This is a genomic window from Pantoea sp. X-Soil-TKNS-1280 (genome assembly GCF_059730475.1).
This window is the reverse complement of sequence record NZ_AP035962.1, coordinates 2,012,348-2,034,551: the sequence shown is the minus strand read 5'-3', so window position 1 is coordinate 2,034,551 and position 22,204 is coordinate 2,012,348. Positions and strand designations below refer to the sequence as shown.

The following is a 22,204-nucleotide window of genomic DNA, read 5'->3' as shown; positions in this document are numbered from 1 at the left end:
TTATTCCCCCGTCTTCGCAGCAGTTTCAGTGTGGCTTGCATGGCTATGCGGCATCCCAGGGAATACGCGACGGACCAGCACAAAGAACAGCGGAACTAAGAAGATTGCCAACAGCGTGGCGGAAATGGTACCGCCGATAATGCCGGTACCGATGGCAATACGGCTGTTAGCACCCGCACCGGTCGATATCGCCAGCGGCAATACCCCGGCAGTAAACGCCAGCGAGGTCATAATGATCGGACGCAAGCGCATCGATGCCGCGTGCATCGCCGCTTTCACCAGGTTTTCCCCTCTGCGGTAGTTATCTTCAGCAAATTCCACGATCAGGATGGCGTTCTTGGTCGACAGGCCAATGATGGTCAGCAGTGCCACCTGGAAATAAACATCGTTTTCCAGACCGCGCAATGTAATCGCCAGCAGGGAGCCAAACACGCCCAATGGCACCACCATCATTACCGAGAACGGCACCGACCAGCTTTCATACAGCGCCGCCAGACACAGGAATACCACCATCAGCGAGATGGCATACAGCGATACCGCCTGGTTACCTGCCAGTCGCTCCTGGTAGGACAAACCGCTCCACGCAAAGGTGGTGCCTTGTGGCAATTTGCTCGCCAGTTTCTCCATTGCGGTCATCGCATCACCGGAACTTTTGCCACTTGCCGACGACCCCTGAATTTCATAGGACGACAGACCGTTGTACCGGGACAGCACATCCGGGCCATAAGTCCAGTGTGAGGAAGAAAATGACGAGAACGGCACCATTGTGGTGTCACCCTCGCTGTCAGTACCTGTGACAAACCATTTATCGATATCCTCTGGTTTGCTGCGGAACGCTTCATCACCCTGCATGTAGACCTTTTTCACCCTGCCGCGATCGGTGAAGTCATTGACGTAGGTTCCGCCAATGGCGGTACTCAGCGTGCTGTTGATATTACTGATGGTCAGACCGAGCGACTGGGCTTTCTCGTCATCAATATCCACCTGCAACTGCGGCAGATCTGGCAAGGTATTGGCGCGCACGCTGCTCAGAACCGGGTCCTGATTGGCCTCGGCAATCAACTGGTCGCGGAGCTTCAGCAGTTGGTTACGATCGGTGGTTCCACGTCCCTGCAATTCGAAGGTGAAGCCATTCGACTGACCCAAACCTGAGATGGACGGCGGCGACAAGACAAACACCTGCGCATCACGAATACCAGACAGGTTCATCATGGCGCGTCCGGCAATGGCGTCAGCGGTATTGGCCGCGCCCTTACGTTCGCTCCAGTTTTTCAACGAGATAAAGCCCACACCAGCGTTCTGCCCGCTACCGGCAAAGCTGAAGCCGTTTACCAGCATGCTGACGTTGACGTTATCTTTTTCTTTGGTGGCGAAGTATTGCTGAATCTGACGACGAACTTCGCTGGTGCGGTTTTCCGTGGCACCCGGAGCCAGCGTGTACTGCACCATGATGTAGCCCTGGTCTTCAGTCGGCAGGAAGCCGGTCGGCAGACGCAGATACATAAAGGCACAACCAATCAGCAGCACCGCGTATAGCAGCAGGTAACGCACTGAGCTGTGAATCACATGCCCGACTTTATCGTGATAACGCGCCTGAATTTTCTCGTAGCTGCGGTTAAACCAGCCGAAAAAGCCTTTCTGTCCGCTTTCATGATCGTGCGGTTTCAGCATGGTGGCGCACAGCGCCGGGGTCAGCGTCAGAGCGACAATCACGGACAGCACCATCGAAGACACAATGGTGATGGAGAACTGACGGTAAATAACACCGGTTGAACCGCTGAAGAAGGTCATCGGCAGGAACACCGCCGACAACACCAGCGCAATACCGATCAGCGCACCGGTGATCTCCTTCATCGATTTTTCGGTCGCTTCCCGTGGCGGCAAATGTTCTTCACGCATCACGCGCTCAACGTTTTCCACCACCACGATGGCGTCATCCACTAATAGCCCGATGGCAAGCACCATCCCAAACATCGTCAGGGTGTTAATCGAGTAGTTAAATACCGCCAGCACACCAAAGGTGCCGAGTAACACCACCGGAACAGCAATCGCCGGGATCAATGTGGTACGGATGTTTTGCAGGAACACAAACATCACGATCACCACCAGCACAATCGCCTCAACGAGGGTTTTTACCACCTCTTCAATCGAGATCTTAACGAAGTCGGTACTGTCGAGCGGATAGGCGATGTCGTAACCGGTTGGCAGGCTGCTACGGAACTCATCTACCGTAGATTTCACGACCTCAGCGGTGGACAGTGCATTGGCACCGGACGCCAGCTGAATCGCGATCCCTGAGGCCGGATGACCATTAGCCAGCACGTTGGCGCTGTAGTCGTCATCACCCATTTCCACCCGCGCGACATCGCTCAGATGCACCACCGAACCATCCGTCTGGCTTTTCAGTACGATGTTGCGGAACTGCTCTGGCGTTTGCAGACGCGAACGGGAACGCACGGTCGCCACCAGTTGCTGCTCTTTACTGGCGGGTTGCGCCCCGAGCTGCCCGGATGATACCTGGGTGTTCTGCGCTTCCAGCGCGGTTTCCACGTCAGAAGGCATCAATGAATAGGAAGCCAGTTTCGCCGGGTCCAGCCAGATACGCATCGCGTATTCGGCACCAAACACCTGCACGCTACCCACGCCCGGCAGTCGGGCCAGGGTGTCTTCCATGTTACTGACCAGGTAGTCAGCCACATCCGCTGAGGTGCTTTTGTTGTTTTTATCGTACAGCGCCATGATCAGCAGGAAGTCGCTCTGCGCCTTCTCGACGGTCACGCCCTGCTGGGTCACCGCGTCCGGCAAGCGGCTTTCTGCCTGCTGCACTTTGTTCTGTACCTGTACCTGAGCGATATCAGGGTCAGTGCCCTGCTCGAAGGTCACGGTGATTTTGACCTGGCCGGTGGACGCAGTGCTGGTAGACGAGAAGTACAGCAAGCCGTCAAGACCGGTCAGCTGCTGCTCAATCACCTGGGTCACGCTGCTTTCCAGCGTTTCCGCTGACGCACCGGTATAGGTTGCCTGAATACTGATTTGCGGCGGTGCCACATCAGGGTATTGCGCAATCGGCAGGTTTTTGATGCTGAGGAGACCGAACATCATGATGCAGATGGCAATCACCCAGGCAAACACCGGTCGGCGGATAAAGAACTGAGCCAACATAATCAGTTTCCTCCGGCGGTATTCGCAGGGGTATCAGTCGTGGTGGTGCCTGTTTCTACCGCTTTGACGGTCTGGCCTGGCTGCACTTTGCCCGTGCCTTCGACAATCAGCTTGTCGCCACTTTGCAGGCCACTGTCGATCAGCCATTTGTTACCAATCACCCGATCGGTCACCACTTCGCGGCTTTCCACTTTGTTGTCTTTATCCACCACCAACGCGGTGGCATTGCCTTTCGCATCACGGGTAATCCCCTGCTGCGGTGCCAGGATCGCATCGTTTTTCACACCATTGGTGACACTGGCGCGGACATACATGCCAGGCAGCAGTTGGTGATCCGGGTTGGGAAAGATAGCACGCAGCGTAACGGTACCGGTCGATTCATCCACGGAGACTTCGGTCAGTTCCAGCTTACCGGTGCGATCGTAAGTGGAGCCGTCTTCCAGCTGCACCGTGACGGGTACCTCATCGCTGTTCTGGTTCAGTGACGCCTGCTGGCGTTTCAGTTTCAGCAATTGCACGCTGGACTGGGTCAGATCGACATAAATCGGATCGAGAGCGCGAATCGTCGCCAGCGCCGTGGTCTGCTCGGACGTCACCAGCGCGCCAGGCGTCACCGATGAAATACCAATACGGCCGCTGATCGGCGCTTTGATCTGGGTGTAATTCAGGTTAATACGTGCACTTTCCACCGCCGCTTTGTACTGCGCAACCGAGGCAATATTCTGCTGGTAAGTGGCTTCCGCATCATCGGCGTCCTGACGGGAAACACCGTTCTCTTTCACCAGCGCCGCATAACGTTCGGCTTTGAGCTTGCTACTTTTGACTACCGCGATGGCATTTTTGAGTTGCCCGACCGCTTCGTCATAACTGGCCTGATAACTGGCCGGGTCAATCTGGTAAAGCACCTGACCGGCTTTAACCTCATCGCCTTCGGTGAACAGGCGTTTCTGGATAATTCCTCCCACCTGCGGACGTACATCTGACGTCATGGTACCGGTGACACGCCCTGTCAATTGACTGGTCAGTGTAACCGGTTCTGTTTGCAGCGTTTTTACGCCAACTTCCGTGACCATTGCCCCGGGTTTGTTCTCTGCACTCTGGTCGCAGGCGACAATCAGAAACGCCAGACCTGCAATGACATACCGCTGAAAAACCATCATGGTTTACCCTATAGTGAACGTTCATTCTCAGCGCAAAAGTCTAACAAACAACCGTTGATGGTGTATGTAAGTAAAGTGAAAAGATCGATCATGCCGCATGATCGGCAACGTTGCGGGATTTCCGGGCGATAACGGATAATTGAACCCCGCAGTGAAATATCGCACCGGATTGTTACGGCGCAATTTATTGCGCGGGGTTTACTGGCACGGTGCACAAAATCGCGCCGCTACGGCTCAGTGCGGTTATTGGCCGGGTTGCGACAGGCCCGTTCGATTTATCGCACAACGCAATGCCAGCTGCGGGCTGGTTAACGGGCGCTGATCTTCGCTGAAATCCTGCGCCGCAATCGCCATCGACACCTGCGCCAGTGCCACATTCACCGCGCCCTGCTGACGCGCCAGCTCCACCGCTTCCTTGATCAGCCGCCGATACCCCAGTTGATCACCGGCTTTAAATGTTGTCCAGGCATCGGGGATCAGGCGCACTTCCGGCTGTTGCCCGTCCCGTGCAGGCGGGCAAAACAAGGCAGTGGTCGCTGCCAGCGTCGATTCCGCAGCGCACAGCACCACGGATTGACCTTCCCGACGGTGTACTTCATCGGCCAGCATGCCGTCAGTACGCCAGACAACGCAGCCGTTGGCATCGTTGTGGAAACTATCCGCTACCGGACCCAGGGTAGAACAGGTAATCAGAATCGCATCAAACCAAGGTGTCAGGCTATGCAGCAACGCGGTAAGACGTGTTTGCTGCTCAGACGTCATACCACCACTCAACTCGGCTTCGGCCAGCAGATGAGGCATCACCAGATGGTTTAAAGCCGTGGATGGCATGCCGAGGCTGACGGCGGCTTGATCAAAAATAGCGATATTGCTGGCAGCAGTATGTAAACAGGCGATGGTCATAGAAAATCCTTTTTGTGATTGTTGGCGGATACTTATCACTATCCTGCTTAGCCACATTGCATTAGTCACGAATTTTCATCAGAATTATTTTACATTGCCATCAGCAGCTTATCGCCCGTCGCTTGCCATTATGGATTCGAATCTCGTTGCGTTTATTATCGCCATCCTGCCGATCGCCTTGTCACCCGGGGCCAGCTTCACGCTGGCGATTAACAATACCCTGACGTCGGGTTACCGTGGCCTGACCGCGATTATTATCGGGACCACGCTGGGTATCTATACCCATGCGCTGTTGATTGGTTCCGGAATCAGTGCCCTGCTAATACGCTCCCCGGCTATTTTTACCCTGCTCAGTTTCGCCGGAGCCATCTATCTCTTCTGGCTCGGATTACAGCTGATTAAACGGGGGCGCAATGTGGCGTCACCTTATGTCTCCCGTCGTCCCCGACAAACCACCCTCTTCGATGCCTGGCTGGCCAATGTGCTGAATCCCAAAGCGGTGATGCTTTATCTCACCGTGGTGTCGCAGTTTGCCGGTAAACAGGCGGCATTGAGTCACTTTCTGCTGTTAGCCACAGTGCATATCCTGATCATGAGTCTGTGGCTGGTGGTGGTATGTTGTGCCCTGCTGACCTCAGCCAAACTCATCAACATCCAGAAAATCGGTTACTTTATTAACGTGGTGGGAGGGGCGGTGCTGGTGATTTTTGCCCTGCAAAACTTCGGACACCTACTGCTGAAATTACTGGGGTTGTCGTAGCTCCCGCTTGACGTTCAAGACGGTATCTACATTGACATGCGCCCTGAACCGTTCAGGGCGCATGTTATCAACTTACTTCAGACGGAACGCCACGACGCTATCACCTTGCTGGGTGCCAAGTGAACCGTGTCCACCCGCAGCGATGACCACGTATTGCTTACCATCTTTGCCCATAAAGGTGGCAGGTGTTGCCTGTGCGCCTGCACTCAGTTCGGTCTGCCACAGCAGCTCGCCGGTGGTGCTGTCATATGCACGGAAGAAGTTATCTGCCGTCGCACCGTGGAATACCAGATCACCCGCGGTGACCAGCGGACCACCATGTGCCACCATTCCCATTGGGAAACCAAGCGGGAAGCGACCCGGCAGGAAACTGGTGTTGAGGTTTTTGGTAGTACCGACACGACGTAACCATGCGGTTTTACCGGTCTTCAGATCGACACCTACCATGCGGCCCCACGGCGGCGCAATACAGGGAATGCCGAGATCAGATGCCAGTTGCTGAATGTGGATCGCGTAATCACCGTGGAAGTTTTCATTCCAGTAAGGCTGACCATCTTTGGTGAACATACGTTCGGTGGCGGTCTGCGGTGTACGTTTGATCAGCGTGTATTTGTAAGCCAGACGCACCGGCGCAGCAATCAGCAACTGACGCTGTGGATCAACGGCGACGGAACCCCAGTTAAACACCCCAATGTTACCCGGGAAGATCAGCGAACCGGTTTCGGTTGCTGGCGTCCACGGGTTGCCATCGTAACGCAGACTGCGGAAATCCATGCGGCAAGCCATCTGGTCAAACGGCGTGATACCCCACATCGATTTTTCCGTCAGCGGCTGCGGAATAAAGTTCAGGCTGGAGACCGGTTGCGTGGCAGCAAACTTCTCACCGGCGACGCCACCAGCGGTGGAGACTTTCACCTGATTCACCGGATAGACCGGCGCACCCGTCAGACGATTAAGCACAAACAGGTTGCCGGTTTTCGTCGGCAGGATCACCACTGGCTCACGCTTGCCCTGATAGTCGATATCCACCAGTGACGGCTGCGACGGGTTATCACGGTCCCACAGATCGTGGTTTGAACTCTGATAGCGCCATTTAAAAGCACCGGTATGCAGATCCAGCGCAACCAGCGCATCGCGGAACTTCTCGGTATTACTGCTGGCATCACGTTCAATGCCGACTTCATCTGGCGAGGCATTGCCAAATGGCACATACACCAGGCCATTCTTCAGGTCAGCGCTTAGCGTACCCCAGGCGATTGGCGTATCCTGCGGGTAAGTTTGACCGGCGGCAACAGGTGTGGTGTTCTCCGGATTGGCCGGATCGAAGTTCCACACCAGACGGCCACTCTGCACGTCATAAGCGCGAATCACGCCAGACGGGTTGCCGCTGTTAAATCCGTTGTCCATTACCGAACCGCCAACAATCACCAGATTGCCCGCGACTAACGGGGCTGCGGTCTGCATCAGCGCGTGCGGACGCACTTCATCCATATTGCTATGCAGATCCACCACGCCATTGTTGCCAAAATCGGCGCAAGGTTTACCGGTATCGGCATCCAACGCAATCAACTGCGCATCGGTGGTAGCATTGAAGATACGCTTACGGCAGATAGCCGGATCGCTGGCTGCGCTGTCAGCGGCCACCGGCGTTTGTTGGTAATAACTGACACCACGACAAGTCTGGTGCTGTTGCAGATAGGAACGATCTTTAGCCGGCGTATATTTCCACTTCACCGCGCCAGTTTCCGGGTCGAGGGCATGCACTTCGTTGTGCGGCGTACAGAAATACAGCATACCGTTGGCCTTCAGCGGCGTCGCCTCAAATGTGTATTCGCTGGCATCATCCCCCTGGCGCAGATCGCCAGTGTGGTAGGTCCAGGCCACCTCAAGATTCTGCACATTGTCTTTGGTGATCTGGTTCAGCGTCGAGAAACGCAGACCATCGGTGGAACCGCCATAGGCGGTCCAGTCATCCTTCGCGCCCTGTTCGCTGTTGTGCACGCGTTCATTACTGATGGTGCCCGCCTGCGGTACCGGGTCATAGAAACACAGGCCGATGACCACCAAAATCATGACGATAACTGTACCACCGAGGAACGGATGGAAACGGCGTTGCGCCTGGTACAGCGGCTTCACCACCCACGGCATCGCCAGCCACAGGCCGATGACACCAAACAGGTCACCGCGTGGAATCCATTGCCACTTATCAACGCCCACTTCCCAGATGATCCAAGCCAGCGTCATCCACATCAGGATGGCGTAAAGCGTCAGTGCGCTCCGCTGTTGTCTGAACAGTAAAATGGCGGTGATCAATAACCCCACCGCCATTAGTGCATAGAATGCACTCCCCCCTAGCATCAAAAGTTTGCCACCCATGTAAAGCAGCGCGATGCCCAGTATTGCCAGTACGATACTGGTTAGCTTATTAACCATGCTTATCCCTCAAGCCTTTTTCAAATCAAGCAAACTTTTCTAAAAGAAAACTACATATGTTAAACATAATTTTAACCATGGTTAAGAAAATGCTAAAACCATTTACTGAATGTGTCATTAATAAATCTTATGAATTTAGCGTGACTTATCGCATTGCGCCGCTTGCCGTGCCTGGCTGAGATTGAAATCATGTTTCATTATTGTTGGGGAGAATTAATCATTAATGAGGATAAATAGCATTTTTTGACTATGGTTGGTTCAGAAATCAAGCAACTACGAAAATACCGAGAGAAATGGCAACCTTTGAACACCGGGTATTTATCTTCTCAGGCAGATGCGTTCCGGAACTGTGCTCGTTGCAATAATCCGCATCAAATGAATTTACTTAACCGGTGATTTTCATTGTGCTGAGGATTATCCTGGTGAAGTGAAACAAACCCGCCGATTTTATTCACTTTTTATCTCACAGGGTTCGTTGAATTATTTTCCAATGATAAGGAAACCTGCAACGCCGTTAATTTGAGAGTTTCCTCAGACGCCAATAAACAACATCCCATGTTATAAGTCACGCGACTGCTCTGCGGTAAGCCCGCCTATAACAGAAGGTTAATGATGATCAGCGCTAATTCAATTTATCGCAAATTACGCTTTCCGTTTAAACTCACCCATGCCGCTTTCAAATACCCGCGGGCTAATGCGCGCGTAAAGCTATACAGGGTACTGTCTCCCGAGCAGACCATTGACCTGTTGTTGAAAAACGATCACCTGTCTATCAGCCGCTATGGCGATGGCGAGCTGGAGATGACGTTATTCAAAAATATTGGCTTTCAGGCTTTTGATGAGCGCCTTTCCGTTCGTTTAAAAGAGATTATGCAGCGTGGCGTTAATAACAATCCCAGCTGCCTGATCTGTATGCCTGATGCATTTCGTGGTACGGGGAATATGCGATTCGGTTCAGCCCTGTTCTGGTTTTTCCATAAAGCATTTTGTTTTCTGCGTTATGAGCCATTATTAAATAGAAAATATCTGTACGGAAATACCTCCGTGACCAGACCGTACCATGATTATAAAGATAAGGCCTTATCCGCAGTGATGTTTGCCAAATTTAAACAGCTCTTTGAAAATAAGAAAATTTTAATCGTGGAAGGCAGTGGCACGCGTTTAGGTATGGGTAATGACCTGCTGTCCGGGGCGGCAGAAATTAAACGGATCACCACGCTGAATCGTAATGCTTTTTCACTCTACAACGATCTTTACAGCGCCGTGCTGGCACACGGGCGCGATTTCGACCTGGTCCTGATTTCACTTGGTCCTACCGCGACGGTGCTGGCCTATGATCTCAGCCAGCAAGGCATTCGCTGCATTGATAGCGGCCATATCGATATTGAGTATGAGTGGATGCGCAGCGCAGCGCGCGACAAAGTGAAGGTCGCCGGAAAAAATGTTAACGAAGCTGGCGTGTTGCTGAGCGATGAAGTACGCGACAATGATGAACATTATCGCAGCCAGATTCTGCTACACGTGGGATTGAAACCCGAAGTGGTGCCGACAACCCAGCCGCTGCGACAGACAATGCAGTGAATAGCTGGCAACGTCAGCCTGATTTTGCCAGCCATTCCTGCACGGTTTCAACCCACAAGTGGGTGGACGGCGTATCTTCATCGCAAGCAATCTCAAAAATGGGTCATTTTGAGTTTGCGTGAGATAACCGGGTGGGCAAACCACAAGCAAGTCCGACGGATTTACTGACCATGGCGCTGGCAAAAAGCGTCAATGTCGCCGGACTGGAAATCCGCCAGATGCGCCATAATCTTCTCCAGCGGCCAGTGCCACCAGGCGATTGTCTGAAGCTGCGCGGCGATGGCTGGCGTAAAACGTACGCGAATTGGCCTGGCCGGTACGCCACCTACGATGGTGTAAGGTGGTACATCTTTGCTCACCACTGCCCCTGCCGCCAGCACTGCCCCATCACCCACCGTGACGCCGGGCAGCACAATCACCCCATGACCAATCCAGACATCATGGCCAATGACCACCCTATCGGCACGGCGATTGGCAAAGAAGGAAGCATCGCGTTGCGCCTGATTGTCATAATATTCCGGGCAATAAGTAAAACGATGCTGTGAAGCCCGATCCATCGGATGGTTCGGTGCGCCAATGCGTACCTGATTGGCAATGGCCGTGAAGCGACCAATTTGCGCATCAGCAATACAGCAGTGCTCACCTACGTAAGAGAAATCCCCCAGCTCGCAATATTCAAGGTAACTGTGTGCGAGGATCTCACACTGCTGACCAATGTTGGTCTCACGCATACGCACGCTGGGATCGATGACGGTATGTTGTAATTTGGCCGGTTGCACAGCAGCGAGTGCCATAGCGAAAACTCCGTAGTGGTCAGATGTCTGGATAACCTGGCTGCCACAGGGCAGCGACGAGACATCAATTTAACCGGCCAGGATGACAGCCAGATGGCAAGCAACACCATCCGGACAGAGTCGCGTGATGCTTCACGGATTTTACGGGCGAGCGGCTGTGCCATCCGGCAAACGGGCATTGGTCCAATCCGGGATGCCGCCAGAAACCGGATATTTCGCTGCCTGTTTGAGGTCGATATCCACGCCGAGTCCCGGACGGTCACTCAAATAGGCATAGCCACGATCAATTTCCGGGCAACCGGGGAAGACTTCCTGCAATGCCTCATTGACTGGCGTGTATTCCTGAATGCCCAGATTGGTGATACTCATATCGATATGCAGATTGGCCGCCACACCGACGGGTGAGATATCGCCAGGGCCGTGCCAGGCGGTTCTGACACCGTATAACTCGGCAAAAGTCGCCAGCTTTTTCGCCGGAGTGATGCCGCCAATGGTGCTGACATGACAGCGAATATAATCAATTAACTGATGCTGGATCAGCGGCTTCCACTCGTTGATCTGAGTAAAAAGTTCCCCCATTGCCACCGGTGTGCTGCTCTGGGCCCGCAGTTTGCTTAACCAGTCGATATTTTCCGGGGCCACCGGGTCCTCAAGGAAGAACAGCTGGTAAGGTTCCAGTGATTTTGCCATCTGCACCGCCGCAATCGGCGTGATACGTTCATGCACGTCATGGATAAATTCCACACCAAAACCAAGCTTGTTACGCAGATGATCAAACAGACGTGGCACGGCACGCGCGTAGGCATCGGGGTCAAAATAGACGCCATGCGTCTGGCTACGTGGTGACACTTTGGGCTGAATATTTTTCGCACGCGACAATTTTCCCGCAATCAGGCGCAGGTCATCAGTACCGGCTCCTCCGTACATCCCCATCTGGCAACGCACGTACTGGTAACCCTCTTCCATACGCGCGCGGATATTGTCCTCCACTTCGATCTCATCCGCGCCATCGCAGTGGCGATACAGGGCGATGCCGTCACGACATCTACCGCCCAGCAACTCATACACGGGCAGGTTAGCGAGCTTTCCTTTCAGATCCCACAACGCCATATCCATACCTGACAGTGCGTTGTTCATTACCGGGCCATTACGCCAGTAACCACTCACGGCGGCAGATTGCCACAGGTCTTCAATACGCGACGGGTCTTTGCCAAGCAAAAAAGGCTTGATGTAACTCTCGATAGCGGCGGCCACGGCATATATACGCTGGGTGAAGGTCGCGCAACCAAGGCCGTACAGTCCCGGTTCGCTGGTTTCGATTTTCACCACCACCAGATCAATGCCACCGGGAGCCGTGAGTATGGTTTTGACGTCAGTAATTTTCAGATCACTCATGAAATCCTCACTTATCCTGTATGATGTCCTACATGTTGAATGAATTAAAAAGCCCGCGATGGGCTTCTTTTTAAGCGTTGTGACGCACGTCTTCGATGGCATGCACGTTATGCGTCATGGCGCTGTTTAGTGTCTCCGTCGCCAATGCAGCATCGCGATTTTTAAGCGCCATAAACACCTTGATATGGGCCTCTACGCTTTCAATCGTAATGCCCAGCACCCGGTTCAGTTCCTCAAGATAATGCACGTAGATCCCTTTCAGGGATTCCATCACGTGAATAAAGACTTTGTTGTGGGATGCCTTAACAATCGCCAGATGAAAGTCATAATCAGCCAGTGAGTATTTTTTATAATCGTCGCGACTAATCAGCATCCGATTCAGCGCCTTTTCCAGCGCCTGGACATCTTCATCGGTGGCGTTCTTTACCGCCAACTCCATACAGCGGAACTCGACAGTCTGGCGGAACACCCGCATATCGTCGAACTCTTCCTGTGACAGATGCAGGATGGGCGCGTTGTCACTGAAGGCATCATAGCGCGCCAGATCGCGGGTCACATACGTCCCCTTGCCCTGATGCGTCACCACCACACCCAGATCACGCAGTTTCTGCACCGCGCTCCTGACACTGACCCGGCTCACCTGGAATGTTGCCGTCAGCTCCGCCTCAGAAGGCAACTTACAGCCGGACTCCCAGACGCCATTCTGAATGTTTTGCTTCATCTGCTCATAAATAACGTCAACGACATTATGTTTTTGGATACTTTCAAGACTCACCGGGCGCTCTCACTTGTCCTACATGTGTCAGGTTTTAACGTTTCAGCGCCCGCCTGACAAGGAAAAATTATTCCCCCTTCGGCATAGCATTTTATTAAATAAACTATTTTATGATTAATTTCAATAATTTAAATAGAAAACCTTGTTTCCCATCCTCAATATGACTCAGCAAAAATGTGACTCATCCTGCAATTACTCGCCATCAGAATTGCTGTCGATTATCGCTTAACGTACAACGTCACCATACAACTTGTTAGTCATGTTACATCAGGGGATAAATTTCTATGCAAAGCTTATTTAACCTCAGCGGCAAAACGGCGCTGATCACCGGTTCTACCCGCGGTCTGGGATTTGCCTACGCACAGGGGCTCGCCCAGGCGGGTGCCCGCGTCATCCTCAATGGCACCAGTGAAGAACATATGCATCATGCGCTGGAATCTCTGAAGGCACAGGGCTACGAGGCTCGCGGATTTCTGTTTAACGTGGCCAATGAAGCAGAAATTGAAGCGGTTTTCGCCCGGCTGGATGCCGAACAGATTGCCGTTGATATCGTCATCAACAACGCTGGCATCCAGTTCCGCAAACCGATGCTGGAGCTGGCGCTGGCTGACTGGCAGCGCGTACTGGATGTCAATCTGACCAGTGCCTTCCTGGTCGCTCGCGCAGCGGCCCGTCGTATGGTGGCACGCAAACGCGGTGGCAAAATCATCAATATCGGCTCTCTGACCAGTGAAGCGGCACGCGCCACGGTTGCGCCTTACACCGCGGCCAAAGGGGGCATCAAACTGCTGACGAAATCCATGGCGGCCGAATGGGCGGCATTCAATATTCAGACCAACGGTATCGGGCCGGGCTACATCCTCACCGATATGAACGCGGCATTGGTCGATAACGAAGAATTCAACAAGTGGGTGTGCAGCAGCAACCCTTCCGGCCGCTGGGGCAAGCCAGAAGAACTGGTGGGCACCGCAGTGTATCTGGCTTCTGCCGCCTCCGATTATGTTAACGGCCAGATGATCTACGTGGATGGTGGCTGGCTGGCCACGTTATAAACCCCTCGTCACTTCACCAATAAAAAACATTCACGGTAAAGGCTGAATATGAAACCGACCCGTACCCGACTTTCTGTTCTGGCAATGCTATTTGTTGTCACTGCCATTAACTATATGGACCGTGCCAACCTGTCCGTTGCCGGCTCTCACATCCAGGGAGAATTCTTCCTGTCAGCCACTCAGCTGGGATTGTTGTTTTCCATGTTTACCTGGTTCTATGCCATGAGTCAGATCCCGGTCGGCTACCTGCTCGACCGCATTGGTTCACGCTGGCTGTACGGCAGTGCCATTGTGCTATGGAGCCTCTTCACACTGTTAATGGGGCTGGCGTCTCATCACTTTTTCACCACAGCCACCGCATCATTTATGATGTTACTGGTCTGCCGTGCCCTGATTGGTGTTGCGGAAGCGCCCTCTTTTCCTTCCAATACTAAAATCATTGCTACCTGGTTTCCGGATCATGAACGCGCCCGCGCCACGGCCACCTATTCCAGCGCGCAATATATTGGTCTGGCTCTGCTGACTCCGGCGCTGTCATTTATCGTCAGCCAGTGGGGATGGGAGATGTCGTTCTATATCTCGGGACTGATCGGTATCGTGTTTGGCATTTACTGGCTGATTGCCTATCGCGATCCGCAGCACAGCGCCCGTGTTAACCAGGCGGAACTGGAAGTGATTCGTCAGGGAGGTGGCTATGGTTCCTCTGGTCAGCTGAGTCAAAACCCCAGCATTAACTGGCAATCGGTGCGTTATATTCTGCGTCAGCGCATCACCTGGGGGCTGTTTATTGCTCAGTTTGCCGCCTCCTCAACCCTCTACTTTTTCCTGACGTGGTTTATCGTTTATCTGGAGAAAGGGCTGCACCTGTCGATTGATAAAGCCGGTATCGGTGCCATGTTTCCTTATCTGATGGCAATGGCCGGTGTGCTGTGCGGGGGTACGCTGAGCGATATGCTGCTGAAACGCGGCCACTCCCGTACCTTCTCGCGCAAACTACCGGTGATGGCCGGTATGCTGCTGACCTGCTCTATCGCCCTGGTGAACTTCTTTCAGGATCAGCCGGTGATCGCCATCGCCATTTTGTCTATCGCCTTCTTTGCCAACGCGTTTTCTAATCTTGGCTGGGTGGTGTGCAGCGATGTCATTCCCCGTCACCTGATCGGCACCATTGGCGGCTTCCTGAATATCTTCGGCAATCTCTCCGGCATTGTGAGTCCCATCATCATTGGTGTCATTCTGCAGCGGACCCAGAATTTCCAATACGCGATGTGGTATATCGCCGCCGTTGCGCTGTGCGGCTTTCTCGCTTATCTGCTGCTGGTCGGAAGAATTGAGGTACTGACGCCGCCCGCCGAACCATCGCAGGACAAGGCAGAAGAACATTTTGATACCCAATCCAACGTACAGAGAGAAGCATGATGCAGCAGAAAACAGTTAAAGCAGTTGTCGTCAGCGCCGCACATCAGGTGCACTGTGAAAACCGTGATATTGAGTGGCATGACGATCAGGTACTGGTACGTGTTGAACGTGGCGGGATTTGCGGTTCAGATATTCATTATTATCAGCATGGTCGCGCAGGGATGTCAGTGTTGAAAGCACCGATGGTGCTGGGGCATGAATTTGTCGGCATTATCGATCAGGCACCTGCGGGTAGTGGTTTACAGCCGGGCCAGCGCGTGGCGATCAACCCCTCGCAGCCCTGCCAGCAATGTGCATTTTGTCTGGAGGGTAAACAGAATCTGTGCCGTTCGATGCGTTTTATGGGCAGCGCGCAGTTTTTTCCCCATGTGAATGGGGGATTTGCTGAATATGTTGCCGTCAATCCGGTGCAGTGTGTGCCTTACGACGCCAGCGTGGCGGCGAAGGTCATCGCATTTGCGGAACCGCTGGCGGTGTGTATCCATGCGGTGCGTCAGGCGGGCGACCTGACCGGCAAACGGGTGCTGGTCACCGGTGCGGGCCCGATCGGTTGTCTGGTGATTGCTGCGGCTCTGGCCTCAGGTGCGACGGAGGTGATGGCGACCGACATCAGTGAACGTTGTCGTGAGCTGGCACAGCAAATGGGGGCCTCGCTGACGGCAGATCCGCGCGTAACGGACATCACCGCTGGCTGGACGGAAAATGGCGGTGCCTTTGATGTCTGCTTTGAGGCCTCCGGCGCAGCCTCGGCCGTCGCATCTGCCGTCAGTTTTACCCGGCCCGGCGGCATCATTGTCCAGCTCGGAATGGGCACCCCTGAAGTGAATTACCCTGTCGGCCCGCTGCTGGTCAAAGAAGTCCAGTTGCGCGGTTCTTTCCGCTTTACCGGTGAGTTCACTACTGCCGTGCGCTGGCTGGAATCAGGCAAAATAAAGCCACTGCCACTGCTCACCGCCGAAATTGCAATGACGGAAGCGGTTAGCGCGCTGGATCTGGCCGCCGATAAAGAGCGGGCCGCCAAAGTGCAGCTGGTGTTTTAATCATCCGATAGCGGACTTTAATCGGTGAAAAAATCGCGCCGCAACAACCGGGCGCGATTTTTTTATTGTTTCAGCAGTTGCTGCCCGGCATTCTTTTCCAGCCGATAGACATTGAACAGCGAACAGGCCACCAGCAATGACACGCCAATAAAAGCCACGTTCACATCCGCCTGTCCTGGCACGCTACTCTCCCGCCATCCCATTGAGATACGCATCAGCAGCGCGGCAATTGCGATCCCGGCACTCATGCTGAACTGGAAGAAGATACTGAAAATGACCGACGCATCCGCCATCTTTTCCTGCGGTACATCGGCGAATCCGAGGCTGTTATAGCAACTGAACTGCAGCGAGCGCGTCAGGCCACCAATAAACAGAATGGTGGCGATGGCGAAATAGCTAAGTGAGGGGCTGAGCAGTACACAGCTGAGAATCGCCAGCAGACTAATCAAGCCATTCCACAGCAGGATGCGGCGGAAACCAAAACGATTCATCAGCCAGGTGGTGGCAGGTTTCATCGCCAGATTACCGGCAAACACCCACAACACCATCGATCCTGCCTGTACCGCACTCCAGCCAAAACTCAACTGAAACAGCAGCGGCAGCAGGAAGGGAATGGCGTTGATGGAGGCACGGAAATACGATCCGGCAATCGCCGTACTGCGGAAGGTTGGAATCGACAGCGTGCCGAAAGGCAACAACGGTGCCGGATGGTGCAGGCTGTGGCGGTAGGTCAGTACCGCACTGACGATACCCACCGCCATCAGCAACAATCCACTGGTCAGCTCGCTGTGTCCCAGCAATTCCAGCCCGGTGACCAGTGCAACACAGGCTAAAGCGGTATAAACAAAGCCAAGGCCGTCAAACGGTCGCGCTGAGGTGTTATGGGTTTTCGGTACCAGCCTGAAGGTGGCCAGCAGCGCCAGTATGCCTAACGGGATATTCAGCCAGAAGATCCACGACCAATGACCATAAGTGACGATAAAACCACCCAACGGCGGCCCCAGCACCGGCGCAATCAAGCCAGGCCAGGTGATCACCGCGATAGTTTTCACCATGTGTTTTTTCGCCGTGACACCCAGCACCACCATACGCCCAACTGGCACCATCAAGGCACCACCGATCCCCTGCAACACCCGGCTAAAGGTGAAGAATGGCAGATTGTCGCTGACGCCGCACAACACCGATGCCAGGGTAAACAACAGAATGGCGGCAGCAAACAGATTACGCGCCCCGATGCGTCCCGCCAGCCAGCCGCTGATCGGGATAAATATCGCCACCGCTAACAAATAGGCGCTGATGCCGACGTTGAGCGCCACCGGGCCAACGGCAAACTCATGCGCCATTTGCGGTATCGCGGTGACAATCACCGTGGCATCGAGGTTTTCCATAAAAAAGGTCAGCGCCACCAGCAGCGCCAGCCAGAGCGGACTGCCTGCTGTTGAGGGGGTTTGCGACGAGGGGTGAGACATTCCTGCGGCATCCTGTTCAGGTACAAATTGCGTGAAGAATCCACAGGATAGCCGTAGCGGCGCGATTTATCGCGCTCTTTTCAATATGCAGCCGCAAAAAACTGCGCGATAAATCGCGCCGCTACCGGTGTTGTGTTACCTCTCCAGCCACTTCACCGCCACATCCAGCAACACCTGTGCCCCGGCACACACCTGTTCTGGTTCAGACCACTCCTCGGGGGCATGACTGATCCCCGCCCGGCAGGGAATAAAGATCATCGCCGCGGGACAAATGGCCGCCAGATAGCGCGCATCATGACCGGCCGCTGAGAGCAACGGCATGGCCGGATAACCCCGTTCGCGGGCAGACCCGGCGATCATCTGCTGCAAGCGGGGATCAAAGGTATTTGGCGCAGCTTCGCTCAGCCGGGAGATTACCACCTGGCAGGGGGCCGCCAGCGCATTCATGATCTGTTCGATTTGCGCTGCCAGCGCGGTCAGCATCGGTTCCTGTGGATGACGCAGGTCGATGCGAAACGTCAGGTTATCCGGGATCACCGAGGGCGCATTGGGCAGCATCTCGACCCGCCCGATGGTAAACATCACCTCAGGATCGGCGTCGCCAGTTACCTGATAAAGTTGCTGAGCAATGCGGGTAAAACTGCGCAGCACATCGCGCCGTTCTTTCATCGGGACGGTACCCGCATGGCCGCGCTCGCCGTGTAGCGTCACTTGCCAGGTGACTTTTCCCTGAATCCCGCTCACCACGCCGATGGTCGCTCCGTTTTTTTCCAGTACGGTTGCCTGCTCGATATGCGCCTCGAGGTAAGCCGCCGGGGGCCAGGTGCCGCGCCAGACCGGCAACGGCATCCTTTGCCGGATGGCCGCCAGCGCCTCACCCACCGTCACCCCACTGGCGTCGGCGACGGCGTGAATCGCCGCCAGATCACGCGCCCCGGCGAACCAGGAGGAACCCATCATACCGGGAGCAAAGCGCGCCCCTTCCTCATTCATCCAGGAGACGGCTACCACATCACAGCGCGGTTGCCAGTTGCTCTCGCGCAGTACCGTCAACACTTCCAGCGCTGCCAGCACGCCGTAAACGCCATCAAAGCGTCCACCCGTGGGCTGACTATCAAGATGGCTGCCCAACAGCAAAGGCGCGGCCTGGCGGTCAACCCCCGGTAAAATCACAAACAAATTTCCTGCCGCATCGCCGCAGGTTTCCAGCTGGCTTTCCTGCGCCCAGTGCTGCATCAGCTGCCAGCTCTCCTCCTCTTCCCTGCTCAGTGCCTGACGATTGACGCCCTCACCGGGAATGGCCCCGATTTGTGCCATTTGCATCAACCGCTGCCACAGGCGTTCACCCGCAATTTTCATCATCTCTCCTGCCAGCCGGTATCAGTCGGTACGCATAATCTGCGCCGGATTGGCGCGCGGATCGCGCTCACCCCAGTTGCCGCTCTCCACCTGGGCAAAAAACTCCGCCAGCAGTTGATTAAACAGCTGCGGTTCTTCCAGGTTGAGGGTGTGGCCGGTTTTCGGCAGGATCGCCAGCCCGGCAGCGGGCAGATGCTTTTTCAGGTACAGGCCGGGTTGCAGGCAGTGGTCGTCCTCGTCCCCCACCATAATCAGGACGGGCAACTGCAACGCCTGAATCTGTGGCTCCAGCTGATAAAAGGCCGGACGACGCGCCTGCACCCCGCGCATGGTAAGCGATGCCCCGAGCGAGTCATGCTCTGCCAGCCGATCGGCAAAACGCTGCCAGCCCAGCGGATCTTTATTCTGGAACTGCACACGGCTGGCACCCAGCGCATAGGTCGGCGCAAACTTTTTAGCGCCCTGGCTGGCAAAGTTTTCCCCAACCTGGAGCGAGACCTGACGAAAATAGGCTTCGGTTTCCGGCTCACAACCGTAACCCGCCCCGGCTACGGTCAGCGACAGCGCACGCTCAGGCGCATTCAGACCAAAATGCAGCGCCGCAAACCCGCCCATCGATAAACCGACAATGTGTGCCTGCTCAATACCCAGACCATCGAGCACCGCCAGCGCGTCTTCCACCGCACGTTGTTGTGAGTAGGCCTCTAACTGCATCGGCACCGAAGAAGGCGGATAGCCGCGTGCCGCATAAGTGATGCACTGATAACGACGACTGAAGGCATGGATTTGCGGCTGCCAGCTATCGTAGTTGCCGCCAAATTCGTGGATAAAAAGAATCGGCAGTCCAGTACCGGTACTTTCGACCCACAGCTGAACGTCATCATTGGTAGTGATAAACATGGTTCGATCCTCAGAAGGGTTGACGGAATTCCTGCTGTTGCGCAGCCTGCGCCACCATTTCCGGTAGCAGTGCAGCAAACTTCTCTGCCCAGGCAGCAGGAACCGTGGTGCTGACTTTGATAAAGCGATCGCCAAAGGTTGCAGTGTGATAACCGCCGTGACGGATCTGAATGCCCTGTTGCAGATAGCACTCCACCAGCGCTTCCGGGCGAATGTCTGCGCCGGTGACATCGATCACCAGGAAGTTGCCACCGGAGGGATACACCGGCAGCGACAAACCGGGTACGGCCCTGACCGCTTCAGCAATCAATGCCTTATTGTGGTGATCGGCCGCCAGTAAGCGGGCCATCCATTCCTCTTTCACCTGAAGCCCGGCTTCGGCCGCACGTTGTGCCGGTACGCTGGCCCCCAGCACCCCGCCGTTGTATGGAGCCAGCTCTGCCAGCAATTGCGGTGCGGCGATCAACGCGCCGACGCGCAACCCTGCCAGTCCCAGCCATTTCGAGAAGCTCACCGACATCACCACTTGCTCGCTATCCAGTCCCAGCGCAGCAACATGGTCCGGGGCGAAATCGCGATAGGTGCAGTCATGAATCAGCAGCGCATTATGCCGACGCGCAATGGCGATAAACGCCTGCAACTCTTCACGGCTGTAGTGAATACCCAGCGGGTTATTCGGATCGACGAGGTAGATCAGGGCGGTATTGTCATCCACCGCCGCCGCCAGTGCTTCCGGGGTCAGGCGATAATGACAAGCTGCATTCCAGATAGGGATTTGAATCACCTGCGATCCCATCTGCTGCGCAAACTGGCATGGCCATTTCCAGCTGGGATCGGTGGTGACGAAGGTGGTGGCGGGACGGCAGCGCGCACGGCACAGCGTCGCCAACGCATTCACGCCGCCATCGGTTACCATCGCTTCAACCCCGGCGACGCCAATGTCATTGACAATGGCGCGGCGCAGCGATTCAAAACCGAGCGGCGGCGCATAGGCGTTAAACTCGGCGGCCGCCACCGACGCTTGCAGCGCCGCCAGCACCGTCGGATGTGCAGGTAAATGGTTGGTATTTTGCCCCATCCAGATCAGCCCTTCGGTGGCAAATAACTGATCAAACCAGGCGTTACGGGTATAGATATCTGACATGCTGCGCTCCCGGTTAGATGACCGACCCACGCGCAGCAATGCCGCCGTCGATAGTGATATTGGTGCCGCTGATATAACCGGCACGATCGGAAGACATAAACGCCACCAGGTCCGCCACTTCTTCTGAAGTCGCCGGACGCTTGCCCGGATAGAGCGCGAACAGCTCCTCCCAGCGCGCTTCGTCACCCAGCATATCAATCGCTTTACGCTTCATGATTTTCAGCATGCGATCGGTCGCTACCGGACCTGGGTTGATGCCGATAACCCGGATACCGTCATCGAGACTGCGACCACCCAGCGCTTTGGTAAACGACATCAGCGCTGCATTGCCGGTGCTGCCAGCAATGTAGCTGGCGTCCCAGTTCTCGCCGGAGTTGCCAATCACATTGATGATCACGCCACTTTTGGCGGCTTTCATTTGCGGATAATAAAGACGGCACAGCGAGATATAGCCGAAGACCTTGAGATCAAAACCGGCGCGCCAGGCCTGATCATCAACGATATCCAGCGATCCGGCGGGAATATCACCGGCGTTGTTAACCAGAATATCGATGGCCCCGACTTCTGCCGCCAGCGACTCCATCGCCGCTGTGGAGCTGAGATCTTTTTCATAAACCGAGACGCTGACGCCATATTCCGCTATTAACGCCTGCTGCAAATCGCGCATCGCCGCGCCATTGCGCGCCGCCAGATGTAAGGTGCAACCTTCCGCAGCCAGCACCCGTGCTGTCGCTTCACCAATCCCTTTTGATGCGCCAGTGATCAGCGCGCTTTTGCCATTCAGATTCAGTTTCATGTTGTGCTCTCCGTGTTAGGTATACAAGGCAAAGCAATTTGCATACCAGGAAAGCAAATTTA

The 22,204-nt window shown here is 54.8% G+C and carries 17 protein-coding genes; 5 read left to right on the top strand and 12 right to left on the bottom strand.

Annotated features, from left to right (window positions below; all coding sequences use genetic code 11):
- The 3 genes from AC6I8X_RS09530 to AC6I8X_RS09520 form a co-directional block, all read right to left on the bottom strand.
- Nucleotides 1–3,162, bottom strand: a complete 3,162-nt coding sequence (locus tag AC6I8X_RS09530) for an efflux RND transporter permease subunit (protein WP_497840963.1) — start codon at nt 3,160–3,162, stop codon at nt 1–3.
- A gap of 2 nt (nt 3,163–3,164) precedes the next feature.
- Nucleotides 3,165–4,322: an efflux RND transporter periplasmic adaptor subunit gene (locus tag AC6I8X_RS09525; RefSeq protein ID WP_299452835.1), complete on the bottom strand. Its 1,158-nt coding sequence runs from the start codon at nt 4,320–4,322 to the stop codon at nt 3,165–3,167.
- A gap of 243 nt (nt 4,323–4,565) precedes the next feature.
- A complete protein-coding gene (locus AC6I8X_RS09520) occupies nt 4,566–5,225 on the bottom strand; it encodes a glutamate racemase (protein WP_497840962.1) in 660 nt (219 codons plus the stop codon).
- A 130-nt stretch (nt 5,226–5,355) separates the two neighbouring features.
- Between AC6I8X_RS09520 and AC6I8X_RS09515 the strand changes: the two genes are divergently transcribed.
- Nucleotides 5,356–5,985 carry a LysE family translocator gene (locus AC6I8X_RS09515; protein ID WP_497840961.1) on the top strand — a complete coding sequence of 210 codons (630 nt, stop codon included), beginning with the start codon at nt 5,356–5,358 and terminating at the stop codon, nt 5,983–5,985.
- 72 nt (nt 5,986–6,057) lie between these two features.
- On the opposite strand, the gene AC6I8X_RS09510 is transcribed toward AC6I8X_RS09515, so the two are convergent.
- Complete coding sequence (locus tag AC6I8X_RS09510; RefSeq protein ID WP_313687586.1) at nt 6,058–8,418, bottom strand: membrane-bound PQQ-dependent dehydrogenase, glucose/quinate/shikimate family; 2,361 nt, start codon at nt 8,416–8,418, stop codon at nt 6,058–6,060.
- Nucleotides 8,419–9,030: 612 nt separating this feature from the next.
- Here AC6I8X_RS09510 and AC6I8X_RS09505 point away from each other — a divergent pair.
- Nucleotides 9,031–9,999 (top strand): GT-D fold domain-containing glycosyltransferase, encoded by a 969-nt coding sequence (locus AC6I8X_RS09505; protein WP_313687598.1) that lies wholly within the window; start codon nt 9,031–9,033, stop codon nt 9,997–9,999.
- A 161-nt stretch (nt 10,000–10,160) separates the two neighbouring features.
- On the opposite strand, the gene AC6I8X_RS09500 is transcribed toward AC6I8X_RS09505, so the two are convergent.
- The 3 genes from AC6I8X_RS09500 to AC6I8X_RS09490 form a co-directional block, all read right to left on the bottom strand.
- A complete protein-coding gene (locus AC6I8X_RS09500) occupies nt 10,161–10,793 on the bottom strand; it encodes a DapH/DapD/GlmU-related protein (protein WP_497840960.1) in 633 nt (210 codons plus the stop codon).
- A gap of 141 nt (nt 10,794–10,934) precedes the next feature.
- Complete coding sequence (locus AC6I8X_RS09495; RefSeq protein ID WP_497840959.1) at nt 10,935–12,188, bottom strand: enolase C-terminal domain-like protein; 1,254 nt, start codon at nt 12,186–12,188, stop codon at nt 10,935–10,937.
- A gap of 70 nt (nt 12,189–12,258) precedes the next feature.
- Nucleotides 12,259–12,963 carry a FadR/GntR family transcriptional regulator gene (locus tag AC6I8X_RS09490; RefSeq protein ID WP_416412547.1) on the bottom strand — a complete coding sequence of 235 codons (705 nt, stop codon included), beginning with the start codon at nt 12,961–12,963 and terminating at the stop codon, nt 12,259–12,261.
- 284 nt (nt 12,964–13,247) lie between these two features.
- On the opposite strand from AC6I8X_RS09490, the gene AC6I8X_RS09485 reads away from it, so the two are divergent.
- The 3 genes from AC6I8X_RS09485 to idnD are packed head-to-tail and all read left to right on the top strand — an operon-like array spanning nt 13,248 to nt 16,474.
- The gene (locus AC6I8X_RS09485; RefSeq protein ID WP_497840958.1) at nt 13,248–14,015 is read left to right on the top strand and encodes an SDR family oxidoreductase; all 768 of its coding nucleotides are present in this window, start codon (nt 13,248–13,250) and stop codon (nt 14,013–14,015) included.
- A 48-nt stretch (nt 14,016–14,063) separates the two neighbouring features.
- Nucleotides 14,064–15,434, top strand: coding sequence for an MFS transporter (locus AC6I8X_RS09480; RefSeq protein WP_313683410.1), 1,371 nt, complete (start codon nt 14,064–14,066; stop codon nt 15,432–15,434).
- A complete protein-coding gene (idnD, locus tag AC6I8X_RS09475; RefSeq protein WP_497841031.1) occupies nt 15,434–16,474 on the top strand; it encodes an L-idonate 5-dehydrogenase in 1,041 nt (346 codons plus the stop codon). Before AC6I8X_RS09480 ends, idnD begins: the two co-directional genes overlap by 1 nt.
- 62 nt (nt 16,475–16,536) lie before the next feature.
- On the opposite strand, the gene AC6I8X_RS09470 is transcribed toward idnD, so the two are convergent.
- From AC6I8X_RS09470 to AC6I8X_RS09450, 5 genes are all read right to left on the bottom strand, one after another.
- On the bottom strand, nt 16,537–17,943 hold the full coding sequence (locus AC6I8X_RS09470; RefSeq protein ID WP_313683413.1) for an MFS transporter: 1,407 nt from the start codon (nt 17,941–17,943) through the stop codon (nt 16,537–16,539).
- A 135-nt stretch (nt 17,944–18,078) separates the two neighbouring features.
- Complete coding sequence (locus AC6I8X_RS09465) at nt 18,079–19,305, bottom strand: M20 family metallo-hydrolase (protein ID WP_497840957.1); 1,227 nt, start codon at nt 19,303–19,305, stop codon at nt 18,079–18,081.
- Between the two features lie 18 nt (nt 19,306–19,323).
- On the bottom strand, nt 19,324–20,202 hold the full coding sequence (locus tag AC6I8X_RS09460; RefSeq protein ID WP_497840956.1) for an alpha/beta fold hydrolase: 879 nt from the start codon (nt 20,200–20,202) through the stop codon (nt 19,324–19,326).
- A gap of 10 nt (nt 20,203–20,212) precedes the next feature.
- Complete coding sequence (locus AC6I8X_RS09455) at nt 20,213–21,346, bottom strand: pyridoxal phosphate-dependent aminotransferase (protein WP_497840955.1); 1,134 nt, start codon at nt 21,344–21,346, stop codon at nt 20,213–20,215.
- A gap of 13 nt (nt 21,347–21,359) precedes the next feature.
- Complete coding sequence (locus AC6I8X_RS09450; protein ID WP_021183342.1) at nt 21,360–22,142, bottom strand: SDR family oxidoreductase; 783 nt, start codon at nt 22,140–22,142, stop codon at nt 21,360–21,362.
- Nucleotides 22,143–22,204 lie beyond the last annotated feature (62 nt).